This is a genomic window from Streptomyces sp. NPDC004610 (genome assembly GCF_040609715.1).
Lineage (GTDB): Bacteria > Actinomycetota > Actinomycetes > Streptomycetales > Streptomycetaceae > Streptomyces.
This window is the reverse complement of record NZ_JBEXLA010000020.1, coordinates 17,847-35,353: the sequence shown is the minus strand read 5'-3', so window position 1 is coordinate 35,353 and position 17,507 is coordinate 17,847. Positions and strand designations below refer to the sequence as shown.

Annotated in this window: 13 protein-coding genes and 1 pseudogene; 10 read left to right on the top strand and 4 right to left on the bottom strand. The window is 71.0% G+C overall.

The features are described 5' to 3' along the window. Positions 1-70 precede the first annotated feature (70 nt). The 7 genes from ABZX40_RS22420 to ABZX40_RS22390 all read left to right on the top strand — a co-directional run bounded on the left by ABZX40_RS22420 (position 71) and on the right by ABZX40_RS22390 (position 11,310). The gene (locus ABZX40_RS22420) at positions 71-1,582 is read left to right on the top strand and encodes an MFS transporter (protein WP_355741127.1); all 1,512 of its coding nucleotides are present in this window, start codon (positions 71-73) and stop codon (positions 1,580-1,582) included. An 11-nt stretch (positions 1,583-1,593) separates the two neighbouring features. Next, complete coding sequence (locus ABZX40_RS22415) at positions 1,594-2,385, top strand: SDR family oxidoreductase (RefSeq protein WP_355741129.1); 792 nt, start codon at positions 1,594-1,596, stop codon at positions 2,383-2,385. Between the two features lie 109 nt (positions 2,386-2,494). Beyond that, positions 2,495-3,748, top strand: a complete 1,254-nt coding sequence (locus ABZX40_RS22410) for an aminotransferase class V-fold PLP-dependent enzyme (protein ID WP_355741131.1) — start codon at positions 2,495-2,497, stop codon at positions 3,746-3,748. 256 nt (positions 3,749-4,004) lie between these two features. Next, positions 4,005-6,332 (top strand): hydantoinase/oxoprolinase family protein, encoded by a 2,328-nt coding sequence (locus ABZX40_RS22405; protein ID WP_355741133.1) that lies wholly within the window; start codon positions 4,005-4,007, stop codon positions 6,330-6,332. Then, positions 6,329-8,119 carry a hydantoinase B/oxoprolinase family protein gene (locus tag ABZX40_RS22400; protein WP_355741135.1) on the top strand — a complete coding sequence of 597 codons (1,791 nt, stop codon included), beginning with the start codon at positions 6,329-6,331 and terminating at the stop codon, positions 8,117-8,119. The genes ABZX40_RS22405 and ABZX40_RS22400 overlap by 4 nt, the downstream gene beginning before the upstream one ends. A gap of 86 nt (positions 8,120-8,205) precedes the next feature. Next, positions 8,206-9,561, top strand: coding sequence for a transaminase (locus ABZX40_RS22395; RefSeq protein WP_355741137.1), 1,356 nt, complete (start codon positions 8,206-8,208; stop codon positions 9,559-9,561). Between the two features lie 78 nt (positions 9,562-9,639). Beyond that, complete coding sequence (locus ABZX40_RS22390; RefSeq protein WP_355741139.1) at positions 9,640-11,310, top strand: MFS transporter; 1,671 nt, start codon at positions 9,640-9,642, stop codon at positions 11,308-11,310. A 484-nt stretch (positions 11,311-11,794) separates the two neighbouring features. On the opposite strand, the gene ABZX40_RS22385 is transcribed toward ABZX40_RS22390, so the two are convergent. Further along, the gene (locus tag ABZX40_RS22385) at positions 11,795-12,280 is read right to left on the bottom strand and encodes a helix-turn-helix domain-containing protein (RefSeq protein ID WP_355741141.1); all 486 of its coding nucleotides are present in this window, start codon (positions 12,278-12,280) and stop codon (positions 11,795-11,797) included. A 663-nt stretch (positions 12,281-12,943) separates the two neighbouring features. Between ABZX40_RS22385 and ABZX40_RS22380 the strand changes: the two genes are divergently transcribed. After that, positions 12,944-13,543, top strand: coding sequence for an SMI1/KNR4 family protein (locus ABZX40_RS22380; protein WP_355741189.1), 600 nt, complete (start codon positions 12,944-12,946; stop codon positions 13,541-13,543). Between the two features lie 85 nt (positions 13,544-13,628). On the opposite strand, the pseudogene ABZX40_RS22375 reads toward ABZX40_RS22380, so the two are convergent. Continuing rightward, positions 13,629-13,789: pseudogene (locus tag ABZX40_RS22375) on the bottom strand (IS5/IS1182 family transposase); the annotation flags it as partial. On the opposite strand from ABZX40_RS22375, the gene ABZX40_RS22370 reads away from it, so the two are divergent. Both ABZX40_RS22370 and ABZX40_RS22365 read left to right on the top strand, forming a co-directional pair. Next, positions 13,770-14,000, top strand: coding sequence for a hypothetical protein (locus ABZX40_RS22370; protein ID WP_355741143.1), 231 nt, complete (start codon positions 13,770-13,772; stop codon positions 13,998-14,000). The pseudogene ABZX40_RS22375 and the gene ABZX40_RS22370 overlap by 20 nt on opposite strands. A 656-nt stretch (positions 14,001-14,656) precedes the next feature. Continuing rightward, positions 14,657-14,860 (top strand): hypothetical protein, encoded by a 204-nt coding sequence (locus tag ABZX40_RS22365; RefSeq protein ID WP_355741145.1) that lies wholly within the window; start codon positions 14,657-14,659, stop codon positions 14,858-14,860. 150 nt (positions 14,861-15,010) lie between these two features. Here ABZX40_RS22365 and ABZX40_RS22360 read toward each other — a convergent pair whose 3' ends face one another. Continuing rightward, complete coding sequence (locus tag ABZX40_RS22360) at positions 15,011-16,540, bottom strand: UDP-N-acetylglucosamine 1-carboxyvinyltransferase (RefSeq protein ID WP_355741147.1); 1,530 nt, start codon at positions 16,538-16,540, stop codon at positions 15,011-15,013. A 234-nt stretch (positions 16,541-16,774) separates the two neighbouring features. After that, positions 16,775-17,380: a TetR/AcrR family transcriptional regulator gene (locus ABZX40_RS22355; protein ID WP_355741149.1), complete on the bottom strand. Its 606-nt coding sequence runs from the start codon at positions 17,378-17,380 to the stop codon at positions 16,775-16,777. Positions 17,381-17,507 lie beyond the last annotated feature (127 nt).

The following is a 17,507-nucleotide window of genomic DNA, read 5'->3' as shown; positions in this document are numbered from 1 at the left end:
CTCCCCCCACTCCCCGCGTCCCCCTCCTCACTTCTTCCCCCCGTCCAGGGACCCTTCAGGGAGTACGCCCATGTCCGAACCCCTTCCCCGGGTCGCCGCGCCCGGCGCCCGACCCGCACCCCGACCGCCCGCGGGGGCCGTCGAGGGCCGTCGCGAGGTGACCGAGCACCCGGCGGACGACGTCCCGGGCCCCGGCTCGGTCGACCCCGGCCCGGCCGCCCCCAGCGCCATCGCCCCCGGCGCCGTCGACCCCGCCGGACTGCGGCTGCGCGACACGCTCCGGCGCGGCGGGTGGAGCATCTGCCTGCTGGCCGTGCCCCTCGTCGTGATGGAACAGCTGAGCCGTGAGGCGACCAGCACCCTCGCCCCGGACATCCGCAACACCTTCGGCATCTCCGACGCCGCGTTCGTCGCCACCGCCGGGTTCACCGGAGTCGCCCTGGTCCTGGGCGGGATACCCATGGCCTGGCTGGCCGGCCGGGTCAACCGCAAGAACCTCGTCGTGATCTCAGCCATCGTGGGAACCCTCTCCCTGATCGGCGCCGGGCTCGCCCAGAACGTCTGGCACCTCTTCGCCGCCTACGCCTTCACCGGCCTGGCCGCGGCGTACTCCAACCCGGTCTTCGGCTCGCTGATCGCCGACGCCTACCCCGTCGAGGGACGCGGCCGGATCTACTCCCTGCACGCGACGGCCACCCCGATCGGCCAGGCCGTCGGACCCGCACTCGCCGGATCGCTGGCCGGTGTCGCGGACGACGGCGGCACATCCTGGCGCTGGGCGTACATCGGACTGGCCGTGCCGTACGCGCTGCTGGCGATCGCCGCGGCCGTCTTCCTGAAGGAACCGCGGCGCCACGGGGCCGGCCGGCCCGCCACCGACGGCGACGGAACCGGTCCGGCGCGGGAGGAGCACCCTGTCGGGATCCTCCACGGCTTCCGGCAGATGATGAGGGTCAGGACGTTCCTCTACATGTGCCTGGGCATCGGTGTCCTCGGGCTGGCCCTGTTCACCGTGCCGGTCCAGATGTCCCTGCTGCTGGGCGACGAGTACCACTTCGACGCCTTCGAACGCGGAGTGATCTTCTCGCTCACCCAGTTGCCCGTGATCGGCGCCATGGTGATCGGCGGCCACTACTTCGACCGGGTGTTCCGGCGGACGCCGGAGACGACCGTGCTCATCGCGGGCGGCTCGATCCTCGGGTACGGCGTCATCACCTGCGGCGGGATCTGGCTGGGGCCCGCCTGGCTGATGCTCATCGCCTACGTCCTGGCCTCGATGTGCGTGGGGATCGCCCTGGTGTGTGTCGGTCCGCTGGTCGCGGCGGTCTCACCGCACCGGCTGCGGGCCCAGGCGTTCGCGTTCCTGCCCGTCTTCACCTTCCTGATGGGCGGCTTCTTCGGCTCCGTCTTCGCCGGATTCATCTCCGACTCGTTCGGACCCCGGACCGCGATCACCTGCGCCGTGGCCTTCTCGGCCTTCGCCGCCGGGCTGCTCTTCCTCCGTGGCCGCGGACATCTGCGGCACGACATCGCGGCGGCGGCCGAGGAGCCCGACCTCGACCCGGAACCCGTACCCCTCTGAAAGGACTGGCCATGTCTTCGTCTTCGCACCCCGCGGGGGCACCGACCACGCCACCCCACCCGTTCGGCCTGCACGGCAGAACAGCCGTCGTCACGGGCGCGAGTTCGGGCATCGGCGCCGAGATCGCGCGGGCCCTCGGCGCCGCCGGCTGCGACGTCGTCCTCGTGGGCCGCTCCGCCGACCGGCTGACCGCCGCCGCGGCTGCCGTCGCCCTGAGCGGAGCCGCGCATCTGACGGTCGCCGTCGATCTCCGCGAGGACGACGCCCCGCGCCGGGTCGTCGAGGCGGCGATCGAGCGGTTCGGGCGGCTCGACGTCCTGGTGCACTCCGCGGGCGTCTACACCCAGGCATCGCTGACGGACACCACGGACGAGATGTTCGACGGACAGTGGGCGACCAATGTCCGCGCGCCGTTCCGGCTCACCCGGGCCTCCCGTCCGCATCTGACGCGGGGCGCCTCCGTCATCTTCGTCTCCTCGATGTCCGGCCGGGTCGGCTCGCCCGACGACTCGGCCTACTGCGCCTCCAAAGGCGCGGTGGAACTGATGGTCAAGGCGCTCGCCACCGAGCTGGCACCGGCCGGCATCCGGGTCAACGCGGTGGCCCCCGGCAATGTGCACACCCCCATCAACGCCGGACTCATCACCCCGGAGCTGGAGAAGGAGATCGTGGCGACGACCCCGGCGGGCCGGGTGGGCGAGGTCGCCGACATCAGTCCGGCGGTGGTCTATCTCGCCTCGGACGCCTCGTCGTACGTGTACGGCGCCAGCCTCGCCGTCGACGGCGGGTTCACCGCGCAGTAGCCCACCGGCACATCCGCCCCGCGCCCGGCGACCGAGGACACCGGCGGCGCGCGCCTCACCGGCGGACCGGACATCCAACCCCGTTCGAGAGCGAGCACGAGGACCCGACATGACCACATTCCCCAGCGGCGTCGACCCGCACCGGTTCGAAGCCGAACTCCGCCGGCTGGAGGAGGTCTCCCGCTTTCCGGAGATGCCCCGCAACCTCTTCGACGAGGGCCCCCATCTGATCACCACACCCGAACTCCCCTGGGGCGACGCCGTGCGCGAGGCGTCGGTCGGGGTGTACCTCCGCTTCGTCCACGGCGAGACCTGGATCACCGGCGGCGGGGCGCGGGAGATGGAGGCGGAGGTCGTCGGGTGGCTGGGCGGGCTGATGGGCGCCGCGGCGCCGGCCGGCTTCATCACCTCGGGCGGCTCCGAGTCCAATATGTGCGCGATCCTCACCGCGAAGCAGCGGGCCGGACGCCGTGGCGGAAGTGTGGTCTTCCCGGACAACGGCCACTACTCGCTGCACAAGCTCTGCCGGATGTTCGACCTCGACCCCATCGTGGTGCCCGCCCCCCGGGGCCGGCTGGACCAGGTCGATCCGGAGGCCGTCGAGGCCGCCGTCCGCCCCGACACGATCGCCCTCATCGCGACGGCCGGGACCTGGGCGTACGGCAGTGTGGACCCGATCGCGGAGATGGGTGCGATCGCCGAGCGCCATGGGCTGTATCTGCATGTCGACGGGGCGTTCGGCGGCTTCATCCTGCCGTTCCTGGAGCGCTCCGGCTATGACACCGCCATCCCCGCCTGGGACTTCCGGGTCCCCGGGGTCTGCTCGATCAGCGCCGATCTGCACAAGAACGGCATGGCCCCGCCGCCCGCCGGAACACTGCTCTTCCGGGACGCGTCACTGCTCGCGTCCGCGAAGGAGATCTGTCCGCCCAACGGCACCATGTCCGGCACCCGGGGCGCGGGGCCCATCGCGGGCGCCTGGGCGATGGCGAAGCTGCTCGGCGAACCGGGCTACACGGCGGTGTCACTGAAGTCCATGGCGATGCGCGACGAACTCGTGGCCGGGGCGGAGGCCGTGCCCGGTCTCGACGTCCACCCGGGGTCGCGGATCAATATGACCCTCATCCACTCCCGGACCCTCGATCTGCGGCCCGCCGCCGAGCAACTACGGCGCCGAGGCTGGATGTTCGCGGCACGGGCCGTGCCGGGGCCGGTGAGCCTCGTCGTCGTCCCCATGCCGCACAACGACGGCCGGATCGCGGACTTCCTGCGGGATCTGCGGGAGTGCGCGGCGTCCGCGCCCCCGCTGGAGGGGACGCCTGCCGAGGCGTCCCGCGAACCCGTGTCCAGTTACGGCTTCTGAGCATGAGCACCGAGAAGCGGAGACCGACCATGTGCGCCGACCACCCTCATCCCTCCCCGGCCCCCGGGCGGACCCGCCCCCCGAGGGCCGACTCGGCCCATCCGGCCCACCCGGCCGACTCGGCCGACTCGGCCCATCCGGCCGCCCTGTTCCGCCCGGCCGCCCCGGCCGACTCGGCCCGCCCGGCCGCCCGGCCGCGCCCAGCGACCCGCCCCGGGCCCGTCCCGGCGCCCCTGCCCGCGAAAGGGAACCGCCCGTGAGCGCCCCCGGCCCGGCCACCCGGGTGTCCGTCGACATCGGCGGCACCTTCACCGACCTCGTCGTCGAGCAGAACGGCGAGCTGCGGCTGTTCAAGTCGCCGACCGTGCCGGACGATCCGGTACGCGGCATCCTGACTGTCCTCACCAGGGCGGCCGAGGCCGATGGACTGACCCTGGAGCGATTCCTCGCCCACGTCGGGACGTTCGTCCACGCCACGACCCGCGGACTCAACGCCGTACTCACCGGCACCACCGCGAGGACCGCGTTCCTCACCACCGAGGGCCACCCCGATGTGCTCCTGCTGCGCGAGGGCGGACGGCCGGACCCCTTCGACTTCACCGTCCCGTTCCCCGAGCCCTATGTGCCCCGCTCCCTCACCTTCGAGGTGCCGGAGCGCATCACCGCCTCGGGGGAGATCCTGCGCCCGCTCGACCACGACGGGCTCGGCCGGATCTGCGACCGCCTCGCCGCCGCCGAGGTCGAGGCCGTGGCCGTGTGCCTGCTGTGGGCGACGGTGAACCCGGCGCACGAACTCGCGGTCGCCGAGGTGCTGCGAGAACGCCTGCCCGGTGTCCCCCACACCCTCTCCCACGCGCTGAACCCGTCGCTGCGGGAGTACCGGCGGGCCTCGTCCGCCGCGATCGACGCCTCGCTCAAACCACTGATGTCCCGGTACACCGAGGGCCTGACCGGGCGGCTGCGTGCTGCCGGGCTCACCGGCCGGATCCTGATGGTCACCTCCATCGGCGGGGTGATGGATGTCCGGGACGCGGCCGAGAAGCCGGTGCTGACCATCAACTCGGGTCCGTCGATGGCCCCCGTAGCGGGCCGCGCGTACGCCGCCGCGGACCTCGGCGCGGGCACGGTGATCGTCGCCGACGCGGGGGGCACCACCTACGACGTCACCCTCGTCCGCGACGGCGAGATACCCGCCACCCGGTCGGCCTGGGTCGGCGGCGAGATCACCGGACATATGACCGGGCTGCCGTCGATCGACGTCAAGAGCGTCGGCGCGGGCGGCGGCAGCATCGCCTGGGTGGACCCCGGCGGCCTGCTGCACGTCGGCCCGGCGAGCGCGGGTTCGGTGCCGGGCCCGGCCTGTTACGGGCGCGGCGGTGCCCGTGCCACGGTGACCGACGCCGCCCTCGTACTGGGGTATCTGGACCCGGCGTCCTTCTCCAGCGGCGCCATGGTGCTCGATCCGGAGGCGGCGCTCGCGGCGATCACCACCGATGTCGCCCGGCCGCTCGGTGTCGAACCGGTCGCCGCGGCCCACGCCGTACTCGAACTCACCACCGAGCACATGGTCCGGGCGATCGAGGAGATCACCCTCCAGCAGGGCATCGACCCGTCCCGGGCGGTCCTCGTCGGCGGCGGTGGCGCCGCCGGGCTCAACGCGGCGGCGGTCGCACAGCGGCTCGGCTGCCGCACCCTGGTGGTTCCGGCCGTCGGCGCGGCGCTCGCCGCGTCCGGGGCGCTGATGTCCGATCTGCGGGCGGTGTACACGGCGACGGTCCCGGCGGTGACCAGCGCCTTCGAGGCGGACCGGGTGAACGCGGCGCTGGCCGCCCTGCTGGCGCGGTGCGGCGAGTTCGCCGCACATGTGGGCGCGGACCCGGCGGAGATGACCGTCACCCTGTTCGCGGAGGCGCGGTACCCGCAGCAGATCTGGGAGCTGGAGGTGCCCCTGCGCGGCGAGTCCTTCGCCACGGCGGACGCCGTCAGGGACTTCGAGGCCGACTTCCACGCCGTCCACCAGCGCATCCTCGGCATCACGGACGAGGATTCACCGGTCGAGGTGGTCAGCTGGGGCGCCAGGGCCAGGGTGCCGCTGGCCGACCGTACCGGCGTGCTGACCGCCCGGCCCGGGGAGGCCGCCCCCGCCGGAGTGCGGCGGGCCTATGTGCCCGGCCGGGGCATGACCGGCATTCCGGTACGGCCCCTGTCGGGCATCGCCCCCGGCGAGGTCCTCCAGGGCCCCGTGCTCATCGAGTCGCCCTTCACCACGGTGGTCGTCGCCGACAACAGCACCGGCGGGATCAGCGCCTCCGGTTCCCTGGTCATCCACCCGGCGAAGGAATCCACCGAGCGGACCCGAGCGGAACGGCCGTCCGGCGCGGAAGGGTCGTCCGGTGCGGAAGGGTCGTCCGGTGCGGATCAGCCGTCCGGCGCGGAAGGGTCGTCCGGCGCGGATCAGCCGTCCGGCCCGGAACGGTCGTCCGGCGCGCAACAGCCGACCAGCCCGGAGCGGCCGTCCGGCACGCAACAGCCGTCCGGCGCGGAACAACGGACCGGTTCCGGCCGGCGGGAGGAGACGAGATGACCACGGAGCAGAGCGCCCCACGGAACGTGGCCGGGGTACGGGACGGGGCCCGGCTCGCCGTCCTGGCCCACCGATTCGAGGCGATCGTCCGCCGGATGTCCAACACCCTCGCCCGCAGCGGCCGTTCGGGTGTGCTCAACACCGCGCGGGACTTCTCCTGCTGTGTGCTGACCGCCGACGGCGGGGTGCTGATGACCGGCCAGAGCCCGCCGATCCATGTGATGGGCGGCCCCGACCTCCAGGCCCGCTCCCTGCTGGAGTTCCATCCCGAACTGCGCGCGGGCGACGCGTTCCTCCACAACTCGCCCTACCACGGCAACACCCACGCCGCCGATCACTCCATCCTGGTGCCCGTCGTGGACGACGCGGGCGTCCACCGGTTCACCGTGCTCGCCAAGGCCCACCAGGCGGACTGCGGCAACTCCGTACCGACGACGTACATGGCCGGCGCCAGGGACGTCTACGAGGAGGGCGCGCTGATCTTCCCCGTCGTGCGCGTCCAGGAGGACTACACCGACCGTACGGACATCCTGCGCATGTGCGAGATGCGCATCCGCGTCCCGCACCAGTGGCGCGGCGACTATCTCGCCGTCCTGGGCAGCGCCCGGATCGGGGAACAGTCGTTGCTGCGCCTCGCCGAGGAGGTCGGCTGGGACGCGCTCGACTCCTTCGCCCACGATTGGCTCGACTACGGCGAGTCCCGCATGGCGGCGGCCATCGCCGCCCTCCCGGCGGGCGAGACGACCGTGACGACCCGGCACGACCCGTTCCCCGGGGTGCCGGACGGCGTCACCATCGGCGCGAAGGTCCGCGTCGATCCCGTCGGCGGCGTGATCGACGTCGATCTGCGGGACAACCCCGACTGTGTGCCCAGCGGACTGAACCTCAGTGAGGCGTCCTCCCGCACGGCCGCGCTGATCGGGGTGTTCAACAGCATCGACCACACCGTTCCGCACAACCAGGGCAGTTTCCGCAGAGTGCGGGTGCGACTGCGGGAGAACTGCGTGGTGGGCATTCCACGGCACCCGGTGAGCTGCTCGGTCGCGACGACCAACCTCGCCAACCGGCTCGGCAACATCGTCCAGCGCGCCTTCGCCGATCTCGGCGACGGGATCGGCATGGCCGAGGTCGGCACCGGAATGTCCCCGTCGGAGGCGGTCGTCTCCGGTGTCGACCGGCGCGGCGGGGGCGCCGAACCGTTCGTCAACCAGATCTTCACCGGCACCAACGGGGGAGCGGCCGGCCCGTTCAGCGACGGCTGGCTGACGATGGACGACCTCGGCAGCGGCGGCACCCTGCTGCTCGACAGCGTCGAGATCGACGAGCTGAAGCAGCCGCTGGTCATCCATGAGCGCAGGCTCGCCCAGGACACCGAGGGCGCGGGACGGATGCGCGGCGCCCCCGGACTCACCGTCGAGTACGGCCCGGTCGGCGGCGACCTGGAGGCGGTGTACGCCAACGACGGATCCGTCCATCCGATGAGCGGCGCCCGCGGCGGACTGCCCGGCGCGCGCTCGGCCCAGCAACTGCGGCACCACGACGGACACCTCAGCGATCTGGACATCTGCGGCCCGGTACGGGTGGCGCAGGGCGAGCGGCTGGTCGCCCGCACCAGCGGCGGCGGCGGATACGGCCCGCCGGACACCCGCGACCCCGACGCCGTGGCCCTGGACATCCGCGAGGGCTGGATCAGCGCGGACCGCGCCCGGCGGATCTACCGGGTGGCACTGGACGACACCGGCGCGGTGGACACGACGGAGACCGCCCGGATCCGCGGAACGACATGAACGACGCGAACGACATGAACGACGGAAATGAGGTGACGGCGATGAACCCTGCAAGCCCTGCAAGCCCTGCAAACCATACGAACCCTATGAACCCGGTGGACCGCACCCGGCTCTCCGCCCTGCTCGCGGAGGAACGCCGCACCTACCGCGACCGCAACCCCCGCTCCCGTACCGCCCACCAGAAAGCGGACCATCTGCTCGGCGGTGTGCCGATGACCTGGATGGCGAAGAACGCGGCGGGCTTCCCGCTCTATCTGCGACAGGCCGCCGGAGCGACGGTCGTCGACCTCGACGGCCATGAACTCATCGACTTCTGCCTCGGCGACACCGGAGCGATGGCCGGGCACTCCCCGGCACCGACCGTCGCCGCAGTCGCCCGCCGGTACGGCGAACTCGGCGGCGCGACGACGATGATGCCCACCGAGGACGCGGCGGTCGTCGCGGAGGAACTGGCCCGCCGGTTCGGGGTGTCCCGCTGGAGCTTCGCCCTCTCCGCGACCGACGCCAACCGCTGGGCGCTGCGGCTCTCCCGCGCGTTCACCGGCCGGCCCAGGATCCTGGTCAACAGCTACGGCTACCACGGCAGCGTGGACGAGTCGTTCGTCGTCACCGGCCCCGACGGCCCGCGCTCCCGGCCCGGCAACGTGGGCGCCCCCGTCGACCCCACGACGACCAGCCGGGTCGTCGAGTTCAACGACCTCGAAGCGCTGGAGCGGGAACTCTCGTACGGGGATGTCGCGGCGCTCCTGATGGAGCCGGCGCTCACCAACATGGGCATCGTCCTGCCCGAGGCGGGCTACCTCGACGGCGTACGCGAACTGACCCGCCGCGCCGGTGTGCTGCTCATCAACGACGAGACCCACACCGTCTCGGCCGGACCCGGCGGCTGTACCGGCGCCTGGGGGCTCGAACCGGACATCGTGACCATCGGCAAGGCGATCGGCGGCGGCATCCCGATCGGGGCGTACGGGCTGAGCGAACCGCTCGCCGAGGAGCTGTGGGCCAGAGCGGACCTGGACCTGGTGGACACGGGCGGAGTCGGCGGCACCCTCGCGGGCAACGCGCTCTCCCTCGCCGCCGCCCGCGCCACCCTCACCGAGGTACTCACCCCGGCCGCCTACGCGCACATGTCCGCACTCGCCACCCGGTACACGGCCGGTGTGGAGCGGATCATCCACGCCCACCGGCTGCCCTGGTCGGTGACCCGCCTCGGTGCCCGTGCCGAGTACCGCTTCATGGCACCGGCACCGCTGAACGGCACCTCCTCGCAGCGGGCGACCGACGCCGAACTGGAGGACTGTCTGCATCTCTTCCTGCTCAACCGGGGCGTCCTGCTGACCCCCTTCCACAACATGGCGCTGATGTGCCCGGAGACCTCCGAGGCCGACGTCCGGACCCATCTGGCCCTGCTCGACACCGCGGTGCGCGCCCTGGTCGCGTGATCACGCCCGGCTCTCCAGCGGTCCGCCCCGGCCCGGAGCGGACCCCGGGAAGGCTCACCCACGAACTCAGAGCAAGGCATGGAATCCACTTCCGAACGACCCGAATCAGCCGGCAAGGGCGCCATGGCGGCGGCGGATCCCGTGATCTCCCATCGGACGATCATGCGGATCCTCACGGGACTGCTGCTCGCGCTGTTCTCCTCCGTGCTCAGCACGATGATCGTGACCAACGCCCTGCCCGCGATCCTGACCGAACTCGGCGGCAGCCAGGCCCAGTACACCTGGGTGGTGGCGGCTTCCCTGCTCACCATGACGGTCAGCACCCCGATCTGGGGGCGCCTGGCCGACCAGTACAGCAAGCGCCCACTGGTCCAGCTCGCGCTCGTGATCTTCGTGACCGGCTCGGCGGGCGCGGCGCTCGCCCCGTCGATGGGGCCGCTCATCGCGATGCGGGCGGTCCAGGGCATCGCCATGGGCGGTCTGATGGCCACCGGCCAGGCGGTCATCGCCACCCTGGTCCCACCCCGGCAGAGGGGGCGCTACTCCGGCTACGTCGGTGCCGTCATGGCCGGGGCGACGGTGTGCGGCCCGCTCGTCGGCGGGGTCGTCGTGGACACCGAGTGGCTCGGCTGGCGCTGGTGCTTCCTGGTCGTGCTGCCGTTCGCGCTGGTCAGCCTGGTCCTTCTGCAACGTCATCTCCTGCTGCCCGAGACCCCCCGCCGAAAGGCGGAGGCGGACTGGACGGGGGCGGCGCTGATCGCCGTCACCGCGTCGCTGCCGCTGCTGTGGGTGACGTTCGCGGGCGACGCGTTCGCCTGGGTCTCCTGGCAGACGGCCGCGTTCCTGAGCGCCACCGTCCTCGTCGGGGCGATCACCGTCCGGGTGGAGCGTCACCACCCGGCGCCTGTCGTCGCACGGTCCGTCCTCGGGGACCGGAACACCCGGCTGGTGGTTCTGGGGAGCGTCTCCGTCGGGGTGGTCATGTTCGGGGTGATCCTGTTCCTGAGCCAGTACTTCCAACTAGCCCTCGGGCACTCACCGACCGCCGCCGGACTGCTGGGCATGCCGATGATGCTCGGCACCCTCGCCGGCACCCTGGGCTCGGGGACCCTGATCACCCGCTCGGGGCGCTGGAAGGCGTTCCTGGTCGGCGGCTCCGCCCTGCTGGTGACCGGGCTGGCGCTGCTCGGACTGCCCGCCGTGACCGGTGCCGGTCCCCTGCCCCTGCCGCTGCTGCTCGCGGCGACGGTCCTGGTCGGGCTGGGTATCGGGGCGGTGATGCAGAACTACGTCCTGGTGGCCCAGAACTCCGTGGACACCGACCGGGTGGGTGCCGCCGGTGCCACCGTCACCTTCTTCCGGTCGCTCGCGGGCGCGATCGGCGTCTCCCTGCTCGGCGCCGTGGTCACCCACCGCGCGGCCGGTCTCACCGACACCGCCGCGGCGACGGAGCCGGGCGGCGGCCCCGCACCGGACCCGGCACTGCGGGAGGCGGCACAGACCGCGTACGGAGACGCCCTCGCCGTCGTGTTCCTGGTGTCCGCGGTGGTCGCCCTGGTCTGTCTGGCCGTCTCCCTGGCCCTCCGGGAGACTCCCCTGCGTACCACGCTCCCCGGGAGCGAACAGAAAGAGCCCACGGCACAGGAGGCCCAGGCACCGGGAGAGGATACGTCCCCTGAGCGGACCGGCCGCCCGAAACACCGGGACTCGAAGAACCGGGGCACCGATGCGGGACCGCCGGGCGACTGACGCACTCCTCGGCTTCGTCGCGCGGGTTGGCGGCACGGGCCCTGCTGGGGCCTACCGGGGCCTACCGGGGCCTGCCCGGGCCTGTCGGGCCAGGGAGTCAGCCGTCCCCTCAATGCCGTTCGCCGCCGCGTACTGTCCGGCAACCCGGACGGTCGTCCCTGTGGGGCCGTCTCGCAGGGCCTGGGCATCCGGGGCGGCGACTGGCCCGGAGCTCCGGAGCCCCGGATCGACGGATCGACGGCTGATGACCGCGGTGGGCCACAGCTGGGACAGGCCGTGTGGTCCAGGCCGTGCGGCACAGGCCGCTGTGTCGGGCCGCCCGAGGCTTGGGCGCGACGGCCCTGGGCATGGGCGGCCCTGGACGTGGGGACCTTGGCGGCGAGCGGCCTTGGAGGTGGGTAACCCTGAACGTGGGCGACCTTGATGGCGAGCGGCCCTGGACGTGGGCGACCTTGGCCGCGAGCGGTCCTGCACGGGCCGTGGCTCAGCCGTTCTTCGCCCGCCCGGCCCAAGCGCGCCGCCCGCCCCCGCCGAAGTCCTTCTCGGCCTGTATGTCGAGCGCGGCCTCGATCTCCTCCACACGCAGCGCCCTGAAGGCCTCGATGGCATCCCCGGTCTCCCCGAGAACGTCCTTGATCCGCTGCACCAGCAGACCCTCCGCGCCCCGAAGGGTGTCGACGCCGTGCTGGGTGATCGAGAAGACGACCCCCCGCCCGTCGCCCGCCGTGTCGCTGCGCTCGATGAGACCGGCTCGCACCATGCCATTGGTGAGCGCCGACACCGCGGGGCGGCTCACCGCCGTGGAGCGCGCCAGCTCGTACGCCCGCTGCTCGCCGACCACGGCACTGTTCAGCGCGCGGTACTGGGCCAGGGTGAGCCCGGCCTCCTCGCACACCTGCTGGACGATGCGGGCCAGGCGGATCACGGTCCTGATGGACTCAAGCAGCTCGGTGTCCGGACTCTTCTCCATACGACTCTCCCGGCCCATCGGCCCACTGTCCCGCCCTGGGGGCGAATTCGGCGCGGGATGTCACAGCTCCACTCCCGCTGTCCGACATGCCACCCTAGTCCGTACCGGCCCGCCACGCCCAGGTGGCCTCGGAAGACACCGCACTCCAGGAGTCCGAGCGGCGGAACCCGATCTATGCCGACCTGCGCAACCCGGCAGGTGACGGGGCCACCGTCTACAACCACACGCCCGAGGGACGACTCCTCGCGTCCAGCTCGATTCTGTCCCAGGCGAACAACCTCCAACAGGATCTGACGACGACGACGCATCCCGGGCCCGGCACCGATACCGGACCCGAACAACAGAAATCTTCAGCCGAAGATCGACGGTGGCGGCGGGAAGGACCTGCGAAACCTCGTCCCCCAGTATGCGAAGACCAACAGCCCGTACATCAGGGACGGAGTGGATAAGGATATTCGCATGTCTCTCGAATCCGGTCACAGTCCTGCTCTGGCGATAAACCCGCACTACGACAATGCGACCTCGGGAATCCCCACCCGGATCGAGTATAATCACGCGGGCCTAAACACAGGTGTGCGCAAGCGCTGTGTGACCTACCGGCCCCCTGTGGGTGGCCCTGCTGAGGGTTCTGCAAACTGTCCGAAATGAATTTTGAAGGTGACCATGCAACTCAACTACACCGATGCAGTCATGGAGATGCTCGGGGAGCGCACGAGCCCCGTACCGTTCGTCGGGTCATGGGATGACCTGGAAAGTGAGTTGGGTGTTCGGCTTCCTGAGGACTACAAGAGGATCCTGGAAAAGTACGCCCCGGTTCAGCTGAATGGACATGTCTTTCTGGAGCATCCGCATACCCGTAGGTGGAACCTCGGTCAATGGATGCGCGGGACGGTGGAGGCGTTCTCGCGCAGTAAATTTACGGAGGATGATTGTCCGACGATGCCAGGGGGGCCGGTCTTTGGTGGGCCTGCTGGTCTCATTCCATTGCTCAGTACTGATCGTGGAGAATACCTCTTTGGGATTGCTCGTATGGTTGGAAGCCATTCCGGAGAATGGATCCTTCTTTCCTGTGACGGTGATGAGCAAGGGTTCTACGAATATCGAATGTCTTTCTCTGAATGGTTCTATCGGCATCTGATTGGAGAGAGTATGTTCGGTCCGGGAAGCGCAGTTTTCTATCCGGGTCCGATTGTGTTCGAGAGTATGCCGATGACCTACGAGGAGCGCTCAGTCAGTTGGCAAGGGCCCGAACGCGGCATGTGAGCCATGGATGTGACGTTCCCTGCGATTCGCATCTCACTTGGCCAGTCGGCGGTATTGGATGAGGGTTGCAGGCGATGCAGGCGATGCAGGCGATGCTGGTGAAGGCCAGGACGTGGTCGGCCTTGCGTTCGTAGCAGCGGTGCGGGCGGCGGCATCCGGGCAAGCGTGCCGGGCCAGAGAGCGTTCGATGGTCCAACGGTGCTGCCCCAGCCGCTTGGAGGATTCGATGCCCTCGCGGGTGATGCGGTGCCTGATGCCGCCCGACGCGGTGTTCCTCGCCGTGCTGGAGATCTTCGCCCGCTACATCCGTGACCACGGCTCGCGGGCCCTGCCACCGGACGGCGCTCCGGAGCGCGAGGCCGACCGGCTCGCCGCCCGCAGCCCCGTCTGTGGCCTCATCGCCCGGCCCGACCGGCAACTCGTAGCCCGGCTGGCGGAGTTCACCGCGGGCCGCTGACCCGCTGCCCGCACCCGCGCGGGATCAGAGGAAGGGGAGTCCCGTCCGGCCAGGACGGGACTCCCGACGACGCCTCTTGTAGGACCGTCTGCCGCCTGCCTTCCCGGGCGGAGCCGCCCGACGGCTTCCGCGCGGGTACTGCTCACCCTGGGAGGCGCGGCCCTGCGGACAGGAGCCCCATCCGTTCCTGGTGCCCAGCGGGCCGTTCCTTCAGTCCGACCTCTGTCCGTCTCGTCCGGGGAACGCTCTCCAGCATCCTCCGGGCCGCCGTCGAGGACCGCCGCCTCGGACGCAACCCATGCCGCTCCAGCACGGTCGGTCGAGGTACGGGAACAGCTGTGCTTCGCGCTCCCCAAGGGGCGCAAGGTCCGCGACGTTGCCACTGCCGGGCAGCGTGGCTCGGGCCACCCGGCAGCAGCACATGCAGCAGTCCGCACCGGTGCCGGTCACGCCGCCCCGGGACGACCCGACTCCCGCCGAGACACCAGCGGCGGCCAAACCGCGGCGACCGAGGACCTACAGCCTCCTGGTGACGGGACGCGAGCGCAGGGCCAGCAACCGGAACTACCTCAACTCCTACGTGTGGAAGCTCGCTCCGACCACGGCGCGACCGTGATCGCCCCGCTGGACGAGGGCAGCGCCGACGGTGCTCGTGTGTGGGAGGAGCCGTTCCGGGAGCAGGCGTCCACCCCCTGCGTCACTTCTTCGCCTCCGAGGAACTGGAGGCCGGCGAGTCGGTCGTCTCCCTGGCGTGCTGGCTGGGGCACTCCGACCCCGGGTTCATGTCGTGGAAGTACTCCCACTCCCTGCCCCGCGCGGGCGCGCGAGGCGGCGTCGCCATCGACGCGATCTTCGCGTAGCCGAGGCTGGTCGGCAGGACCTGTGGAGCGTGGCCCGTAGCCAGCCACAGGCCCAAAGTCCCAGAGGAATCACGGGGATGCCGCCGCACCCTGCCCTGGCCCGCTGAGTCGCAGGTCAGCAGCCAGAGTGCGGCGGCAGCCGCGCGTGCGTCAGATGTCCCGAAAGATCTCGATCTGCGCCCCGATCGAATTCAACCGCTCCGCCAGATCCTCGTACCCCCGGTTGATGACATACACATTGCGCAGCACCGACGTGCCGTCCGCCGCCATCATCGCCAGCAGGACCACCACCGCGGGGCGGAGCGCCGGGGGGCACATCATTTCCGCGGCGCGCCAGCGGGTGGGGCCCTCGACCAGGACGCGGTGGGGGTCCAGGAGCTGGAGCCGGCCGCCGAGGCGGTTGAGGTCGGTGAGGTAGATCGCGCGGTTGTCGTAGACCCAGTCGTGGATCAGGGTCTTGCCCTGGGCCACCGCGGCGATGGCCGCGAAGAACGGGACGTTGTCGATGTTCAGGCCCGGGAACGGCATCGGGTGGATCTTGTCGATCGGCGCTTCCAGCTTCGAGGGGCGCACGGTCAGGTCCGCCAGCCGGGTGCGGCCGTTGTCGGCGACGTACTCGGGGCTGCGGTCGTGGTCGAGGCCCATCTCCTCCAGGACCGCCAGCTCGATCTCCAGGAACTCGATGGGGACCCGGCGGACCGTCAGTTCGGACTCCGTGACCACCGCGGCGGCCAGCAGGCTCATCGCCTCCACCGGGTCCTCGGAGGGGGAGTAGTCCACATCCACGTCGATGGTGGGGACACCGTGGACGGTGAGCGTGGTGGTGCCGATGCCCTCCACCCGCACACCCAGCGCCTCCAGGAAGAAGCACAGGTCCTGGACCATGTAGTTGGAGGACGCGTTGCGGATCGTGGTGACCCCGTCGTGGCGGGCGGCGGCCAGGAGCGCGTTCTCGGTCACCGTGTCGCCGCGCTCGGTCAGGACGATCGGGCGGTCGGGGCGGACGGCGCGGTCCACCACCGCGTGGTACTGGCCCTCCGTCGCCGCGATGTCCAGCCCGAACCGGCGCAGCGCGATCATGTGCGGCTCGATGGTCCGGGTGCCGAGGTCGCAGCCACCGGCGTACGGCAGCTTGAAGCGGTCCATGCGGTGCAGCAGCGGACCGAAGAACATGATGATCGACCGGGTGCGTACGGCGGCGTCCGCGTCGATCGCGTCCATGTCCAGGTCGGCGGGCGGCACGATCTCCAGGTCCACCCCGCCGTTGATCCAGCGGGTGCGGACGCCGATGGAGCCCAGCACCTCCAGCAGGCGGTAGACCTCCTCGATCCGCGCCACCCGGCGCAGCACGGTGCGGCCCTTGTTCAGCAGCGACGCGCACAGCAGCGCCACGCATGCGTTCTTGCTGGTCTTGACGTCGATCGCGCCGGACAGGCGCCGACCGCCGACGACCCGCAGATGCATCGGGCCCGCGTAGCCCAGCGAGACGATTTCGCTGTCCAGCGCTTCACCGATTCGGGCGATCATCTCAAGGCTGATGTTCTGGTTACCGCGCTCGATGCGATTGACGGCGCTCTGGCTGGTGCCGAGCGCCTCCGCGAGCTGCGACTGGGTCCAGCCCCGGTGCTGACGGGCGTCCCTGATGAGCTTGCCGATGCGTTCGAGGTAGTCGTCTGCCATGACGTTGAGGCTATCTCAGATATGAGATGGCGCTCGCTGGGGGGTCCGTTCGGGTGAAACGGCGTCAAGAGTCGCTGGTGGGGGCGCTTGTGCCGGAGGTGGGGTGGATTGGGGTTTGGTGGGGTGGATGCCGGGTTGGTTCGGGTTCGGTGGGGTCGGCGGAGTGGATGCCGGGCTGGTCCTGGCTCTGGCTCTGGATCTGGTTCAGGTTCGGTGGGGTGGGTGCCCGGTTGCTCACGGTTCGGTCGGTGTCGTTGTGCTCAGGCCGCGCATCACCAGGTCCAGCAGTCGCCGCGCCCTCGGCTGCCAGTCGTCCGTCGGGTCGATCTGCCACAGGCCCGCGATGGCCAGCACGAAATCGTCCGCGGTGACGCCGGGGCGGACGGTTCCGGCCTTCTCGCCCGCCGCCAGGAGGAGTTCGATCGCGTCCAGCAGCGGGGCGGCGCCGGGGGGTGTCGCGCAGCCGGGGGCGTTCGTCGCCCGGCGGATCGCCTCGGCCAGTCCGATTTTGGTCATGTAGTAGCGGGCCAGATGGTCCATCCACTCGCGCAGGGCCCGCTCCGGGGCGCAGGTGCGCAGCAGTTCCGGCGCCGCGTCCGCGACCTGCTGCATCTCATGCCGGTACAGCTCGATGACCAGCGCCTCGCGGTTCGGGAAGTGGCGGTAGAGCGTGCCCTGTCCGACGCACGCCTTCTTGGCGATGGCGCTCAGCGGGGCCCCGGCGTCGCGGGTCAGCTCGGTGAGGGCCACCGCCAGGATGCGTTCGCGATTGCGCTGGGCGTCCACCCGCTGCGGGGTGGCGTCCGCACCCCGCGCCGCCTCGCTCCTCGGCTGTCTCATAGTCGTCTCTCCCGGCCTGTCCCGCGCGAACCCGATCTTGCCAACCGGACAGCTGTCCGCTACGTTCCTGAGCGTATCCGGACAGTTGTCCGGTTGAGTCTCCGGGGGTGGCGGCGCCGAGCCCAGT